The organism is Kitasatospora sp. NPDC022785 (assembly GCF_055561295.1).
This window is the reverse complement of record NZ_JBVHHB010000011.1, coordinates 9182-23859: the sequence shown is the minus strand read 5'-3', so window position 1 is coordinate 23859 and position 14678 is coordinate 9182. Positions and strand designations below refer to the sequence as shown.

At 74.2% G+C, this 14678-nt stretch carries 13 protein-coding genes and 1 pseudogene; 4 read left to right on the top strand and 10 right to left on the bottom strand.

Features of this window, described 5'->3' with window-relative positions; translation table 11 throughout:
• Nucleotides 1–186 precede the first annotated feature (186 nt).
• Both ACZ3YO_RS19280 and ACZ3YO_RS19275 read left to right on the top strand, forming a co-directional pair.
• Nucleotides 187–390 carry a cold-shock protein gene (locus ACZ3YO_RS19280; protein ID WP_042388274.1) on the top strand — a complete coding sequence of 68 codons (204 nt, stop codon included), beginning with the start codon at nt 187–189 and terminating at the stop codon, nt 388–390.
• Between the two features lie 156 nt (nt 391–546).
• The gene (locus tag ACZ3YO_RS19275; RefSeq protein ID WP_465570613.1) at nt 547–915 is read left to right on the top strand and encodes a hypothetical protein; all 369 of its coding nucleotides are present in this window, start codon (nt 547–549) and stop codon (nt 913–915) included.
• 24 nt (nt 916–939) lie between these two features.
• Here the strand turns inward: ACZ3YO_RS19275 and ACZ3YO_RS19270 are convergent, their stop codons facing one another.
• The 9 genes from ACZ3YO_RS19270 to ACZ3YO_RS19230 all read right to left on the bottom strand — a co-directional run bounded on the left by ACZ3YO_RS19270 (nt 940) and on the right by ACZ3YO_RS19230 (nt 11810).
• Nucleotides 940–2586, bottom strand: coding sequence for an amidohydrolase (locus ACZ3YO_RS19270; RefSeq protein WP_465570611.1), 1647 nt, complete (start codon nt 2584–2586; stop codon nt 940–942).
• Nucleotides 2583–4010 carry an APC family permease gene (locus tag ACZ3YO_RS19265; RefSeq protein ID WP_465570608.1) on the bottom strand — a complete coding sequence of 476 codons (1428 nt, stop codon included), beginning with the start codon at nt 4008–4010 and terminating at the stop codon, nt 2583–2585. The genes ACZ3YO_RS19270 and ACZ3YO_RS19265 overlap by 4 nt, the downstream gene beginning before the upstream one ends.
• 152 nt (nt 4011–4162) lie before the next feature.
• Complete coding sequence (locus ACZ3YO_RS19260; RefSeq protein ID WP_465570606.1) at nt 4163–5071, bottom strand: Lrp/AsnC family transcriptional regulator; 909 nt, start codon at nt 5069–5071, stop codon at nt 4163–4165.
• A gap of 133 nt (nt 5072–5204) precedes the next feature.
• On the bottom strand, nt 5205–7274 hold the full coding sequence (locus ACZ3YO_RS19255; RefSeq protein ID WP_465570603.1) for a SpoIIE family protein phosphatase: 2070 nt from the start codon (nt 7272–7274) through the stop codon (nt 5205–5207).
• A 279-nt stretch (nt 7275–7553) separates the two neighbouring features.
• Nucleotides 7554–7715, bottom strand: a complete 162-nt coding sequence (locus ACZ3YO_RS19250) for a hypothetical protein (RefSeq protein WP_465570600.1) — start codon at nt 7713–7715, stop codon at nt 7554–7556.
• A 130-nt stretch (nt 7716–7845) separates the two neighbouring features.
• Nucleotides 7846–8835 carry a DUF1648 domain-containing protein gene (locus ACZ3YO_RS19245; RefSeq protein ID WP_465570598.1) on the bottom strand — a complete coding sequence of 330 codons (990 nt, stop codon included), beginning with the start codon at nt 8833–8835 and terminating at the stop codon, nt 7846–7848.
• Nucleotides 8832–9179: a GntR family transcriptional regulator gene (locus ACZ3YO_RS19240; RefSeq protein ID WP_465570596.1), complete on the bottom strand. Its 348-nt coding sequence runs from the start codon at nt 9177–9179 to the stop codon at nt 8832–8834. The genes ACZ3YO_RS19245 and ACZ3YO_RS19240 overlap by 4 nt, the downstream gene beginning before the upstream one ends.
• Nucleotides 9180–9341: 162 nt before the next feature.
• A complete protein-coding gene (locus tag ACZ3YO_RS19235; RefSeq protein WP_465570593.1) occupies nt 9342–11135 on the bottom strand; it encodes a glycoside hydrolase family 35 protein in 1794 nt (597 codons plus the stop codon).
• Between the two features lie 117 nt (nt 11136–11252).
• Nucleotides 11253–11810, bottom strand: a complete 558-nt coding sequence (locus ACZ3YO_RS19230; RefSeq protein WP_465570589.1) for a hypothetical protein — start codon at nt 11808–11810, stop codon at nt 11253–11255.
• 136 nt (nt 11811–11946) lie between these two features.
• Between ACZ3YO_RS19230 and ACZ3YO_RS19225 the strand changes: the two genes are divergently transcribed.
• Nucleotides 11947–13362 carry an amidase gene (locus ACZ3YO_RS19225; protein WP_465570587.1) on the top strand — a complete coding sequence of 472 codons (1416 nt, stop codon included), beginning with the start codon at nt 11947–11949 and terminating at the stop codon, nt 13360–13362.
• A 120-nt stretch (nt 13363–13482) separates the two neighbouring features.
• Here ACZ3YO_RS19225 and ACZ3YO_RS19220 read toward each other — a convergent pair.
• Nucleotides 13483–13940 (bottom strand): annotated as a pseudogene (locus ACZ3YO_RS19220) (FUSC family protein); the annotation flags it as partial.
• A gap of 306 nt (nt 13941–14246) precedes the next feature.
• On the opposite strand from ACZ3YO_RS19220, the gene ACZ3YO_RS19215 reads away from it, so the two are divergent.
• Nucleotides 14247–14678 (top strand): hypothetical protein (locus ACZ3YO_RS19215; RefSeq protein ID WP_465570584.1); only part of this gene is annotated, 432 nt, incomplete at its 3' end.

Below are 14678 nucleotides of genomic sequence, written 5' to 3'. Positions count from 1 at the left end.
TGCGTCACCTGCTACAGTCGACGTCAGTTGCAGTTTTGGTTCCCATGAACTTTGTGTGCGCCTGCCGGTTGTGACCGCTGGCGCATTTTTTGTTTTTCCCGATTTCTTCTTCGGGTGGGCCTCATCGCGGCGACACGGGCCCCTGCGAGGTGCAGGACCCGCATTTGCCTTTCAAGGAGATTTTTCATGGCTAATGGCACTGTGAAGTGGTTCAACGCGGAGAAGGGCTTCGGCTTCATCGAGCAGGAGGGTGGCGGCCCGGACGTCTTCGCCCACTACTCGAACATCAACGCCCAGGGCTTCCGCGAGCTGCTTGAGGGCCAGAAGGTCGAGTTCGACGTCACGCAGGGCCAGAAGGGCCCGCAGGCGGAGAACATTCGCCCGCTGTAGTAACAACCGCTGAGCGGCACCCGCCCTTTCCCGGGCGGTGACGGCCGAACAGCACGGGCCTGCACCGAGCCATTCGCTCGGTGCAGGCCTTTCGGCGTTTTCCGGCCCCGCCGCGGGCCTCTGCCCCCGGCGAGGCCGCTCCGTTAGTCTGGAGGCATGTCGAAACCGGATCCGCTGCTGACCAGTATCACCGCGATGGTGGAGTCGACGGGCAGCAATCAGATGCCGATCACCGTCGTCGTGCCCGGAGCGGTCATCACCGGACGGCTCGCCGCCGAAGCCGTCTGGCGTGAACGGGTCGCGGAGGTCCTTGAAGCCTCCGACCGCCTCAAGCCGTTCGCGCCGCTGTTCGCCGACGCGGCCGCCCCGGCCCCCGGCGCCGCCCCGGTGACCCACCTCCACCTGCACCTGGCGAGGATCCTCCAGGGTGACTTCGGTCTCCCGCACACCGGCGGGATGTACCGGATCGCGATCGAGGACGTCTCCAGCTGGACCCTCGGGGACCTCGGCTACTCGGACCAGTGACCGGGTCCGGGGCCGCCCCCCGGCTCAGCCCGCCCGGTGGACCACCTCGCCGCCGACCACGGTGAGGTGGACCCGGGCGTCCAGGTAGGCCTTCGGGTCCAGGGCGAAGAGGTCCTCCGAGAGCAGGACGAGATCGCCCAGCTTGCCGGGGGTGATCGAACCCAGGCGGTCGTCCAGGAAGTTGGCGTAGGCGCTGCCGAGGGTGTAGCCGCGCAGGGCGGCGGCCAGCGAGACCGTCTCGCCGGGCATCCACGGCTCGCCTCCGGCCAGCCCCCGGCGGGTCACGGCGGTGTAGAGGCCGACCAGCGGGTCCATCTCGGCGACGTTCCAGTCACTGGAGAAGGCCAGCACCGCGCCGGCGTCCTGGAGGCTGCGCATCGGCCAGGCCTTGGACCAGCGCTGCTCGCCGACTGCCTCGGCCCAGTCCTTGCCCGGGCCGGCGATGTCGGGGGAGCAGTGCCGGGGCTGCATGCAGGCGACCACGCCCAGCTCGGCGAAGCGCGGCACATCGGCAGGGTCCAGGCACTCCACGTGGACCACCTGGTGGCGGGCGTCGCGGGGGCCGTTGACCCGGCGGGCGTGCTCGACCGCGTCCAGCACGGTGCGGATGCCGCGGTCGCCGGTGGCGTGCACGAAGGCCTGGAAACCGGCCGCGTCGAGGCGGGCCAGCACCTCGGCGAACTCCTCGGCGGGGTAGAAGGTCTCGCCCCGGTGGCTGTGGTGGCCCGCGTAGGGCTCCAGCAGTGCGGCCGTGTGCGGCTCCACCACGTCGTCGATGTAGAGCTTCAGCGGGCCGACCCGGAACCGGTCGTCGTCGTGCCGCCGTGTCGCCGCCGCGAACTCGGCGAGGTCCGCCCCGGTGGTGCCGCGGGGGTGGAACAGCGCGGCGACCAGGCGGGAGCGGAGCCGGCCCTCGGCGATCGCGCGCTCGAACAGGGCCAGGTCGTCCAGGGAGTTCTGCGGTTCGACCACGGTGGTGATGCCGTAGCGGGCGGCCATGTCGAGGCTGGCGGCGAGCCGGCCGTACTGGCGGTCGGGGTGGGCCCAGGGGATGCCCGCGGCACGCAGCGCGCGGTGCCCGTCGCGGGAGAGGCCGCGGACCGCGAAGTCGGTGAGGAAGCCGGTCGGTTCGCCGGTGGCCGGATCCTTCCGCACGGTGCCGAAGGCGAGTTCGCCGGTCCGCGGGGTGATGCCGAGGCGGCGCAGGGCCGCCGTGTTCAGCCAGGCGGTGTGCACGTCGTAGCTGAGCACGAAGGCGGGCCGGTCGCCCGTGTACGGGTCCAGGTCGGCGGCGGTGGGCATCCGGCCGCCGGGGATGGCGGTGTAGTCGAAGGCCTCGGCCTCGATCCAGTCGGCGTCCGGGTTGCGGCGCAGCCAGTCGGCGATCCGGCGGCCGATCTCGGGCAGGTCACCGGCGCCGGCGAGCTGGACGCAGGCGGCGTCGGAGCCGAGCCGGACGTGGTTGTGGCTGTCCACGAAGCCGGGCACCAGCAGGCGCCCACGGGCGTCGACCACCTCGGTGCCGGGGCCGGCCAGCTCGCGCCAGCCGTCGCCGTCGCCGACCCAGGCGATCCGCCCGTCGCGGACGGCGACCGCCTCGGCGCGGGGGCGCCGGTCGTCGACGGTGTGGACGTGGGCGTTGTGGACGACGAGGTCGGCGGGGCGGTTCACGAGGTCTCCGAGGCGGTGGCGTGGACGGGGGTGGAGGCGGCCACGGGGCCGGTCTGGTCGGCGGGGAGGCTGAGCGCCCAGTGGGTGGCGCTGCGCGGGCGCAGGTAGAGGAACCAGTAGAGGACGCCGACGACGAGCACCGCGAGGGTGATCAGCAGGTCGCGCCCGGCCTGCTGGGTGAGCGTGTAGCCGAGGACCACGGTGGTGATCACCGGTGCGACCGGCCAGAGCGGCATCCGCCAGGCGTCGGTGGCGCGGTGACGGCCGCGCCGGGCGGCGAGCGCGGCGACGCCGAGCAGCAGGTAGATGACCGCGACGACCACGCCGGTGAAGCCGAGCAGCGCGTCGATCGGCACGGTCAGTGCGAGGACGGCGCCGGGCAGGCCGATCGCCAGGGTGGCCACCCAGGGGGAGCCCCAGCGCGGGTGCAGGGTGCCGAGGGCGCGGTTCACCGGGTCGGGCCAGGTCCGGTCGCGGGCCGAGGCGTACAGCACCCGGCCGTTCTGGATCACCATCACGATGACGGCGTTGAGGATGGCGGCGGCGATACAGAGGCTCACGAAGGTGCCGACGGTGCTGCCCGCCCAGCCGTCGACGATGGCGACGAGGTCCCCCGCGGCGAGCTGGTCCGGTGAGCTGACGCCCAGGCAGATCGCGATCACCGGGAGGGTGATGACGAGGACCCCGGCCAGCAGGGACCAGAGCACCGTCCGGGCGACCGAGCGGCGCGGGTCGCGCAGGTCCTCCGAGAGGTAGATGGCGGTGCCGAAGCCGTTGTACGTGAAGATCGCTACGGCCAGGCCCGAGATCAGCAGCCCCGCGGTGAACGGGCCGGTGCCGCCCTGCCCGTCCGGGACGACCGCGTGCACCAGGGTCGAGGCCGGCTGGTGGACGTGGGTGAGGCCGAGGACGGTGACGACGCCGGCGGCGAGCACCTCCAGGCCGAGGAAGACGCCGGTGATCAGCGCGTTCGACTTGATGTCCAGGACGCCCACCGCGACGGCGAGCGCCATCACCGCGCCGCCGGCGACCGCCGGGTCCAACGAGAGCACCGAGCCGAGGTAGCCGGCGGTGCCGAGGGCGATGATCGGCGGGATCACCAGCAGCGAGACGATCGAGATCACGAACACCAGCCAGCCGGCCAGCCGGCCGAGTACCTGGCCCACGATCGAGTACTCGCCGCCGGCGCTGGGCACCAGCGTGCCGAGTTCGGCGTAGCAGAGGCCCACCCCGAGCGAGAGCACGGCGGCCACCAGCAGGCTGAGCACCGCGCCGCTGCCCTGCGACTGGAGCAGCGGGGGCACGACGATGAAGAGCGACGACGCGGGCGTGACGCAGGACAGGGTCAGCAGGACCCCGCCGAAGACGCCGAGGGAGCGCGGCAGCGCGGCGACCTGCGGCGGTGGGGGAGGAGAAGACGCCATCGGGGGGACCGGACTCTCTCGCGGGGGAAGGTGTCCGGCCATTGAAGGCGGGCGAAAAGAACGCGTCAAGGGTCTGAAGAAAACGATTCGCTGAATGTGGTGTTGGTTTTGGGCGATTCGTCGGTGAGGCGTGCCAATGGCGAGGGAATCGCCTAGCCGATGGGCAGATCGTAGGTGTAGGACTCCTTCACGATGTCCAGGTGCACCCAGGACTCCGAGCGGGAGACGCCCGGCAGCGCGCGCACCGCCTCCAGGCCCGCGAGCAGCGCGGACCGGTCCGGGGCGTCCAGACCGCACACCACGTCGAAGCGCCCGTAGCCGGTGGCCACGTAGTTCACCCCCGGCAGTGCGGCCGCGGCCTCCGCCACCGACCGGACCGGGCCCTGCACCCCCAGCCCGACCCCCGCCGCCTCGCGCACGCCCAGCGCACGGGACTCCACCAGCCCGGTCACATGGACGGCGCCCTCCTCCAGCAGCCTCAGCACCCGCGCCCGGGTCGCCGGCTGGGAGAGGCCGATCCGCTCCGCCAGGTCGGCGAAGCTGGCCCGCCCGTCGAGCTGGAGCAGGCCGAGCAGCCGGCGGTCCACCGCGTCCAGCTCCGGCGGCGGCCCCGCGCGGACACCCGCGACCTCGGGCGAGTAGGCGTCCCGGACCAGCTCGGCACAGCGGAACACCTCCAGGCCCCGCACGCCCGGCACCGCGCGCAGCGCCGCGAACTCGTGCTCCAGGGCTGCCCCGTCGGCCACCCGGATCTCGGCGAGCACGCTCTGCGGGCCCGCCGTGCAGGAGACGAAGCTGGTCGCCCGCCGCCCGGCGGCCACGGCGGCGACCGGCCCGCCCGGCCCGGACACGTCCAGCGAGACGTGGGCCACCGCCGTGATCCCGGCGACCGCGGGCGGCACGATGCCGACGATCCGCACCCCGCCGCGCTGCAGCAGCCGCTGCACCCGGGCCCTGGCCGCCTCGCGCGAGATGCCGAGCAGCTCGGACAGCCGCTGGTAGCTGACCCGGCCGTCGCGCTGCAGTTCGCGGACGAGGGCGGCGTCGGTGGCGTCGAGCACGGGGGGCTCCTGGGGGGGGCGAGGCGGGGGGTCCCGGCAATCTACCGCCCTCCGGGCGCACGGCGGCCGGCTCCCCCTCGCCTGTGGCCCGGGCCGTCGGGTGGTGGGGCGACGTCGGGGGTGCGGCCGCCGGTCAGGCGCCGGGGGGTTCGGCGGCAGGGGGTTCGGCGGCGGGGGGTTCGGCGAGGGCGCGGAAGGCGATGAGGGCGATGTCGTCGCGGGCGTCGGGGACTTCGGCGAGCAGACGGTCGAGGAGGGCGTGGAGCGGCAGGTCGTGGGCCTGCCCGGCGGCGGTGGCCAGCCGGGCCAGACCGGTGGCCAGGTTCTCGCCGGGCACCTCGATCAGCCCGTCGGTGTAGAGCAGCACGGTGTCGCCGGGGCCGATCGGCGTGCGGTAGGTGTGACGCGGTTCGGCGGGGGCCACGCAGAGCGGGAGGTCGGCCTCGTCGGCGTCGAGGAAGCGCGGCGGGCCGTCGGCCGGGAGCAGCAGCGGAGGCGGGTGGCCGGCGTTGGACCAGGCCGCCTGCCAGCTGCCCTCCGGGGTCGGGGCGAGGTGGAGGTGGACGGCGGTGGCGAAGACGGCGACACCGAGTCCGTCGGCGGCGGCGTCCAGCCCGGTGAGGGCGTCGGCCGGGGTGTGCAGGTGGGTTCGGTTGTAGGCGATGGAACGCAGCATGCTGCGCAGCTGGCCCATGGTGGTGGCAGCGGTGAGGTCGTGGCCGGCCACGTCGCCGATGGTCAGGGCGAGCGAGCCGTCGGGCAGCGTGAAGGCGTCGTACCAGTCACCGCCGACCTCGGCGGCGCGGTTGCCCGGCTGGTAGCGGGCGGCGAGTTCGGCGCCGGGCACGGTGGGCGGGGCGGTGAGCAGGGCCCGCTGGAGGACGAGGGCCGCGTGCCGGGTGCGCTGGAGCTCCAGGGTCTGGCGCAGCGGCACCTGGGCGCGCTGGAGCACCTCCTGGAGCAGCTCGATGTCGGCGCGGCCGGGCGGCGGGGTGTCGTCGCAGCCGGCCGCGGCGGCGAGGGCGACGGTGGCGCCGTCGATCACGATGGGCAGCAGGGTGAGGCTGGTGGCGCGGGCCCGGGCCAGCCACCGCGCCGACTCCTCGGGGACCAGACCGGGCGGGACGCGGCCGGACGGGAAGGTCATCAGGGCCGGAGCCCGGTCTGCGACGGCCCGCCGGGCCAGGGGCCCGAGCAGGAAGGTCTGCTGGTGCAGCGGCGGCAGCGGTGGCAGGCCGGGCCGGGCGGTGGAGGCGATCCGGGTGCCGCGGATCTCGTCGGGCTGGGACGAGTGCTCCCGACCGGAGAGCACGAAGACCGTGCAGGCGTCGGTGAGGTCGGGCACCACCAGGTCGGCGACGGCCGCGAAGGCGTCCTCGGTGCGGGAGGCCTCGGTGACCGCGACGGCCCGGGCGAGCAGGCGTTCGCGCAGTCGGTTGCGCCAGCGGTCCTCGACGTCGGAGGTGGCGCCGATCCACTCCACCAGCTGCCCGTTGCGCACGATCGGCACGGCCCGGGACGCGACGTGGCGGTACTCGCCGGAGGAGGTGCGGACCCGGAAGCTGTGCTCGAACATCGTCGGCTCGCCCTCCGCCGCGTCGAGCCAGCGCTGGGCCAGGGCCTCCCGGTCCCGGGGGTGGATGAGCTCGAACCACTCCTCGTCCATGGTCTCCCGCCACGGGTACCCGGTCAGCTGCTCCCAGCCCGGGACCAGCTCGGCCATCGTGCCGTCCGCGCGGGTGAGCCAGACCAGCTGCGAGACGGCCGACATCAGCGCCTCGTAGCGCTGGAGCGCGTACAGGCGGTCCAGCGAGAGCCGCTCGGCGCGCTGGGCGGAGTGCACCTCGGCGGTGGTGTCGATCGCGCTGACCAGGACGCCCGCCCCGAAGCGGGAGGAGACCGGCGAGCAGCTGTAGACGAAGTGCCGGTGGCCCTCCGGGTCGTCCTCGGACGTCTCCACGGTGCGCGGCGTGGTGACCTGGCGGGCCGTCCCGTCGGCCCGGACCAGGTCGAGGGTCTCGAAGAAGCGGTCCACCCCCGGCTCGGTGAACACCTCCCGGATCGGCACCCCCATCGGCCGTGGGCCGAACAGGTCGTGGAAGGCGTCGTTGCGGTACACCAGGCGGTGCTCCGGCCCCGCGGTGAGGGCGATCGCCACGATGGCCCGGTCGAAGACCTCCGGAGTCAGCTGAGGCTCGGGCACGCGTGTCGTCCCCTTCGGTGGTGCACGGCCGGGGCACGCGCAGCGCCGCGGCCGCTCGGTGATCGACGGCATCGACGGCCGGGGAGGCGAACAGCGGTGACTGACGACGGCCGTCACCCGCACGCTACCGGTGGAGCGGGCGCCGGCGCGCCGCGGGGCCGCCCCGACGGCCGACGTGTCGCATACGGAAGGCGTGCGGCACGCCCCGGCGCGGCTGATCCGTGTGCCGCGCGAGGGACCGGCGACGCCCTGCCGGGCCCTCCGGCGGCAGCGGGCGGATCACCGGCCGGTCGTGGCGCGGGCGGCCTCGGCGGCGCGGACGGCCGCCGCGGCCAGACGGTGGTTCTCCGACGCGCCGCCGCCCTCCCCGAAGGCGAACCGGCGGCGGGTGTAGCTGTACGCGAGGCCGCTGCGGGGGTCGGCGAAGGACTGCGCGCCCACCGCGCCGCTGGCTCCCCTCGGTACCGGACCTGGTCAGGCCTCTCACCGGCCTGCCGAGGCGTCAACCTCCGTCCGGCGGCGGGCATTCCGGGGGGCGAGGGTCGGTGCGGGAGCCGGGGTCGGTCCGGCGTCACTTCGCCGAGTGCCGGGTGGTGAGTGAGTTGAGGAGCGCGGCGCCGCGCCCGGCGTCGTCGACGCTGACGGCGAAGTCGGTCCCCTTGCGCGAGCGGACGACCAGGCAGTCGCCGCCACGGAGCATCACCGTGGTGCCCAGGCCGCTGAGGCGGTAGCCCCAGCCGCCGACCTGGGCCGGGGTCCGCTTCTCGGCGCGGGCCGACTCGATGGTGTCGAGGGGCCAGCGGCGGACGGGCCAGCCGGCCGGGCCGAAGGCGACCTCCAGGCCCTTCGGGGTCACCAGGGCCTGGACGGAGGAGCAGGCGAACATCGCGACGGCGGCGACGGCGAGCGGGAGGGCGACGGCCCACAGCGGGACGGCCAGGCCGGCGGTCGCGGCGATCGCGGTACCGGCGGCGGCCAGGCCTACCAGGGTCGCGGTCAGCTGGAGCCAGGGGTTGACGGTGCGGGAGAGCCAGGCGAAGCGCTCCCCGGCGGGGACGTCGAGCTGCGGGCCGACGGCCGTCCCGTCGGCCCCGGTGGCGGACGGTGGCGGGGTGGCCCGGCGACCGGCGAGCCGGCCGAGCAGGCCGGCCAGGGCCGAAGCCGCCAGGATGGCGACGACCTCGGGGCCGACGGAGCCGGCGTCCGTCCAGGAGGTCCGGTCCAGATTGGCGTGCACGATCGACGCCTGCGCGCCGGTGAGCAGGACACCCCCGGAGAGCAGCGCAGCTCCCGACCAGGACCGCGCCGCCGGGCCGGCCCGCCGGACGGTCAGGGCCAGCGCCAGGACCATGACCACCCAGATCCCGGCGGGGGCGAGCGGTACCGCCCAGAAGGGCATCGAGTCGTCGGGGCGGCCGCCCGCGCCCCAGTGGGTGGCCACTTCGTCCGGCAGCCGGCCGGCCGCCGCCAGGGGCAGCGCGACCAGGGCCGCCGACACCCCCGCCGTCCAGGCGGCCGCGCTCCACCACGCACCACGTTTCCGGTTCCCCCCGCCGTTCACGGCAGCCTCCTGATCAGGTCGACGAGATCGTTCCTGCTGTAGCCCAGCCGCGCGGCCTCAGCGACCAACGCGGCCGCCTGGGCGAGTAGTTCGGCCCGTTGGCCGGCGCCCGCGGCCACCGTCACACCGCGGCCGCGGCGGAACTCCAGGACACCCTCGTCCCGGAGTGCGCGCAGGCCGCGCAGGACGGTGTTGGCGTTGACGCCCAGCGCCCGGGACAGCTCCCGGGCGGGCGGCAGCCTGTCGCCCGGCGCGCACTCGCCCTCGGCGATGGCGCGCCGGATGGCACCGGCCACCTGCTCGTGCAGGGGGCGGCTGTCGGAGAGGTCCAGCTTCAGCAGCATGATGCTATCGACAGTAGCACCATTAGGGCGGCGAGTGGCTTCTTCCGGAGCACGGAAGGGGCCGCGGGTCGGGAGGGGCGGGGGACGGCGGGGCCGGGGGCAGACGGGGCGGAGGGGGACCGGCCGGTTCCGGAAGGATCCGGGACCGGCCGGCTGGGTGGCTCAGTAGTCGACGCTGGGGGCGGCCGCCGTGGGGCCGAGGTCGGGGTGGTCGCGGAGTTCGACGGCCTCGGCGTGGGTCTCCAGTTCGAGGACCACGAGCTCGTTGCCGCCCGCGTGCCAGAGCGGGCCCGGGGCGTAGAGGGTGCGCTGCGGCCCCTGGTGGGTGTAGCGGCCGAGCAGGAAGCCGTTGAGCCAGAGCAGTCCGCGGCCCCAGCCGGGCAGGGCGACGAAGGCGTCGGCGGGGGCGTCGAGGGTCGCCTCGAAGCGGTGGAAGACCGGGTCGCCGTCGCTCGCCCCGACGGTGTCGGAGAAGGCGAGCGAGCCGAGGTCGGTGAGCGGGAGCGGGCGGATCTCCCAGTCGAACAGGCGCTGGTGGCCGTGCGAGACGCCGCGGCCGATCCCCTTGCGGTCGTTCTCCAGCAGCGGGCCGTAGTTCACCCGGCCGAGCGCCTCGACCAGGATGTCGAGGGTCGCGCCGGCCGGCCCGGTCGCCAGCGGAAGGGTCTCGCCGGGGGCGTTGCGGTCCAGGACGCCGAGCGGCACCCCGTCGGCGAAAACGTGGGCGCGGTCGCCGATGCCGTCGATCCGCAACGGCATCGCGGGACGCGGGCCGGGGACGTGGGTGCGGTAGTGGATCAGGCCGAGCGACTGGCCGACCTTCTCCATCGGTTCGGGCGCGGCCCGGCGCAGCGGGGTGGACAGGGCGTCGAGGGAGGCCAGCAGGCGGGCGCGGCCCGTGGGGCGTCCGATCCGTTGCGGGGAGATGCGGGGCGGCGGCTGCGGCAGCTCCGTCCCGGGCAGCGGGACGTACCTGCCGATGACGGCGCGGAACGCGTGGAACTTGTCGGTGAGTTCGCCCGCCTCGCCGATCGGCGCGTCGTAGTCGTAGCTGGTGCCGGTGGGCTGGTGGCCGGCGTCCTCCGGGTGGGCGCCGGTGTGGTTGGCGCCGGCCCAGAAGCCGAAGTTGGTGCCGCCGTGCGCCATGTAGAGGTTGACGGAGGCTCCGGTGGCGAGCAGGTCGTCGAGCGCCCGGGCGGACTCCTCGGCGTCCCGGACGTGGTGGGGCCCGCCGACCTGGTCGAACCAGCCGATCCAGAACTCCATGGCGGTCAGCGGGCCCTTGGGCTGGTGGCGGCGGAGCACCTCGAAGCGCTCGGCGGGCCGGGATCCGAAGGTGGCGGTGGACAGGTGGCCGGGGATGGTGCCGCCCTGCTGCATGGTGTCCTCGGCGCCGTCGGCGGTGAACAGCAGGCAGTCGACGCCCCGGGTGAGCAGGCCGTCGCGCAGATGGGCCAGGTAGGCCGCGTCATTGCCGTGACTGCCGTACTCGTTCTCGATCTGGACCGCCACCACCGGGCCGCCGCGGCTCGCCAGCAGTGGCAGGATCTCCGGCACCACGGCGTCGAACCAGCCGTCCACCTCGGCCAGGTAGGCCGGGTCGGCGCAGCGCAGCCGCAGGCCGTCGGCGGCGAGCAACCGGGCCGGGAGCCCGCCGAACTCCCACTCCGCGCAGATGTAGGGGCCGGGGCGCAGGATCACGTCGAGGCCGTTGGCGCGGGCCAGTGCGGCGAACCGGCCGAGGTCCCGCCAGCCGGTGAAGTCCACCTCACCGGAAGGGAGTTCGTGGAAGTTCCAGGGGACGTAGGTGTCGACGGTGTTGGCGCCCAGGGCGCGCAGCCGGCGCAGGCGGTCGTCCCAGAGGTCGGGGTGGATGCGGAAGTAGTGCACGGCGCCGGAGATGATCCGGTGCGGTGCGCCGTCGCGGCGGAATCCGGTGTCGTCGTAGTCGAGCATGGGACCGGCTTTCGGTGGGAACTCGGGCTGCTCGGCAGGATAGTTGGGCCGGCCGGGCAGGCGGCGGGTTCGGCGGCCCGGGCGAGCCGGGGCGGTCCGGTGCGCCGGTCCGGAGCCTCAGGTGCCGGCCGGCGGGGAGGGTTCGGCCGGCAGGGAGGGCTCGGGGGGCGGCGGCAGCGGTGAGTAGCGGGCGCGGTTGGCGTTGAAGTGGGCCAGGTAGTAGGTGGCGCCCTCGTACTCCAGCTCCATCGGTGGCGGGTCGGTGACCGGCCTGATCCGGCGGACGAAAGGCTCGCCCGGTACGTGGACCTGGGTCGCCAGCCTCGGTGTGCCCCAGAACCGCACGTACGACTCGGCGTCCTCGGCCGTCCAGAGCGGCCCGCCGCCGAGCGCCCGCAGCAGCGCCGGGCTGTGGACGGTGGCTACGCGGAGGTTCTCCAGGAACCTGCGCGGGACGACGATCCCGGTGTAGCGGCGGCCGTTGCCCCGGTGCCGGCCGACGACGTGCACGTCCGGGCCGCCCCACCGCAGCGGTGCGATCCAGACCTTGGCCCCGGCGGCGAAGTGCCGCAGCCCGGTGCGGATCTCCAGCCCGCCCTCGCCGTGGGTGGTCTCCCGTGCCACGTTGGCCACCACGCAGAGGCCCGGCGCCTCCTGGTCGTTCCCGTTCGTCATGCCGCCATCATGGCCGGGCCGGACCTGCCCGGGGTAGCGGATTTCCGGCGGAACGGCGGGCTGTCCGGACGGAGTCCACGGGCCTAGACTGCGGAACTCGCGCGGTATTACCGGCCGGTAGGGGATGGGGAGTCGTATGGCGGAGGAGCGGGTCCACGCGTTCGGGGACGACGCGCTGGGGGAGCACGACGCGGTGGCGCTGGCGGCGTCGGTACGGGCCGGGGAGGTCAGTCCGGCGGAGCTGGCGGCGGCCGCGGCGGCGCGGGCGGAGCGCGTCGACGCGGCGTTGGCGCCGGTCGCGTTCGCCGCGTACGGGCAGCCGCGGACGGCGCCGGCCGGTGACGGCGGCGCGCTGTTCGGGGTGCCGAGCTATCTGAAGGACAACGTGGACCTGCGGGGAATGCCGACCGGGCAGGGGAGTTCGGCGTTCCGGGCCAAGCCGGCTCGGCGGACCGCGGGCTTCGCCGAGCAGTTCCTCAGTACCGGGCTGGCCGTCCTCGGCAAGACCCGGCTGCCGGAGTTCGGCCTCAACGCCTCGACCGAGTTCGCCGAGGCCCGGCCGGTGCGCAACCCGTGGCGGCCCTCGCACTCGCCGGGGGCGTCCTCGGGCGGGGCGGCCGCGCTGGTCGCGGCCGGCGTCGTCCCGATCGCGCACGCCAACGACGGCGGCGGGTCGATCCGGATCCCGGCGGCCTGTTGCGGGCTGGTCGGGCTGAAGCCGACCAGGGGCCGGCTGGTCGCCAACGACCAGGGCCGGCGGCTGCCGATCGACCTGGTCACCGACGGCGTGGTCACCCGTTCCGTCCGGGACACCGCCGTCTTCTTCGCGGAGGCCGAACGCCACCACCGAAACCCGGCGCTGCCGCCGCTCGGCCTGGTGGAGGGACCCGGCGAGCGGCCGCTGCGGGTCGGGCTGGTGCTCGACTCGCCGGTGGCGGTCACCGACGGGCCGACCCGCAACGCGGTGGAGCGGACGGCGGGGCGGCTGGAGGCGCTGGGGCACAAGGTGACGCCGACCACGCTGCCGTTCGGCGAGGAGTTCTCCCGGGACTTCACCCTCTACTGGGGTTACATCGCCTTTCTGATCGCCACCACCGGCAAGCTGCTGCTGGACCCGGGCTTCCAGGCCCGCAAGCTGGACGGCCTCACCACGGGTCTGCGGCGCACCTTCCACCGCGAGTTCATGAAGACGCCGGGCGTGCTGCGCCGGCTGCGGCGGACCGAGGCGGCGTACGCGGGGCTGTTCCGGGACCACGACGTGATCCTCTCGCCGGTGCTCGCGCACATGGCGCCGCCGATCGGGCACCTGAGCCCGAACGTCGCCTTCGAGGAGCTGCTGGACCGGCTGCACCGCTACGTGGCGTTCACTCCGGTGAACAACGTGACGGGCGGCCCGGCGATCTCGCTGCCGGCCGAGCCGGCGGGCAACGGCCTGCCGGTCGGAGTGCACCTGTCGGCGGCGCACGGCCAGGAGCGGCTGCTGCTGGAGCTGGCGTTCGCGCTGGAGGCGGACCGGCCCTGGCAGCGGATCCAGGACCAGGGCGTCTCGTAGGACGGTCCGGCGGAGCCGTCGGCCCGGCCCGGGGGCCGCGATCACCCGCGCGGCCCGGACCTCCTGGTGCAGCGGGGCCAGCACGCCGTCCCGCTGTTCGTCCGGCTTGTCCGGGCCGTCCGCCGTCCGCTCCGGCACGCCGCCGCGCAGCGGCCAGGCGACCAGGGTGAGCACCAGCACCACCGCGCCGCCGAGGGCGAGCAGCAACGGCGGCTTCCACCAGGGGGCGGGCATCGGCAGGCCGGCGCCGACCACGGCGTTGAGCAGGAGCAGCAGCCCCGAGGCGGAGGCGACGGCGCCGATCGAGGAGAACATGCGGAGACCGGCGCGACCGTCGTGAGCACGGCGACGGCCGTCCAGCCCTGCCCGTACACCAGCGTCCCGAGCGTGACGCCGAGGGCATCGAACAGCTGGGGGACGGCGATGTTGAAGAGCCGCGTCCGGTACGCGTCGGCGGTGTCGCCGATGACGGCGGAGAGCGCGCCCATAGGAAGAACGTACGGCTCTGGGCGCGGTCGGGCCCGGTCGCGCCGGTCGGGCCGCGGGCCGGCGGTCCTTTTGCGAGCCACTTGTGCCAGGGTCAGTATGGAAATTGAGGGTCCCGCTCCGTGGTTGACGGGACACCGGACCGCGGTGGGTTATCGATTCTCCGGGCGTGACCGAGGAGCTGGACGAGCGTGTGGGTGTGCGGTCGTTGCGACCCGCGCCTCCTCCTACGTTCTGGGAATCAGTGACGCACATTCGCGTAGCGCCCGGCTCGCACGCCGACAAGGACGGCGACAGGCCATGAAGTTGTTCCGCGGGGCCGGTCGGGGTGACCAACTAGCATGCGCTGCAACCGGTCGCTCGCAATTCGACCCGCTCAGAGCTAAGTTCAAGCAGCAATGGAGGAATCGATGCCTCATCAAACAGATTGGCGCTTCTGCACGCGGTGCCACGGAATGTACTTCGACGGTTCCCCGGACAAGGGCACGTGTCCCGCGGGCGGACCGCACGCCGCAGCCGGGTTCAACTTCGCGCTGCCGCACGATATTCAGGACACTCCGACCGCCCAGCGTGACTGGCGCTTCTGCACGCGGTGCCACGGAATGTACTTCGACGGTTTCCCGGACAAGGGCACGTGTCCCGCGGGCGGACCGCACGCCGCAGCCGGGTTCAACTTCGTCCTGCCGCACGATATTCAGGACACTCCGACCGCCCAGCGTGACTGGCGCTTCTGCGCGCGGTGCCACGGAATGTACTTCGACGGTTTCCCGGACAAGGGCACGTGTCCCGCGGGCGGACCGCACGCCGCAGCCGGGTTCAACTTCGTCCTG

What these genes read in the sequence shown, in the direction of transcription:
- ACZ3YO_RS19235 (WP_465570593.1), bottom strand. Translation starts at nt 11,135, where the DNA reads ATGCTCGACTACGACGACACCGGATTCCGCCGCGACGGCGCACCGCAC.
- ACZ3YO_RS19230 (WP_465570589.1), bottom strand. Translation starts at nt 11,810, where the DNA reads ATGACGAACGGGAACGACCAGGAGGCGCCGGGCCTCTGCGTGGTGGCC.
- ACZ3YO_RS19280 (WP_042388274.1), top strand. Translation starts at nt 187, where the DNA reads ATGGCTAATGGCACTGTGAAGTGGTTCAACGCGGAGAAGGGCTTCGGC.
- ACZ3YO_RS19225 (WP_465570587.1), top strand. Translation starts at nt 11,947, where the DNA reads ATGGCGGAGGAGCGGGTCCACGCGTTCGGGGACGACGCGCTGGGGGAG.
- ACZ3YO_RS19240 (WP_465570596.1), bottom strand. Translation starts at nt 9,179, where the DNA reads ATGCTGCTGAAGCTGGACCTCTCCGACAGCCGCCCCCTGCACGAGCAG.
- ACZ3YO_RS19265 (WP_465570608.1), bottom strand. Translation starts at nt 4,010, where the DNA reads ATGGCGTCTTCTCCTCCCCCACCGCCGCAGGTCGCCGCGCTGCCGCGC.
- ACZ3YO_RS19275 (WP_465570613.1), top strand. Translation starts at nt 547, where the DNA reads ATGTCGAAACCGGATCCGCTGCTGACCAGTATCACCGCGATGGTGGAG.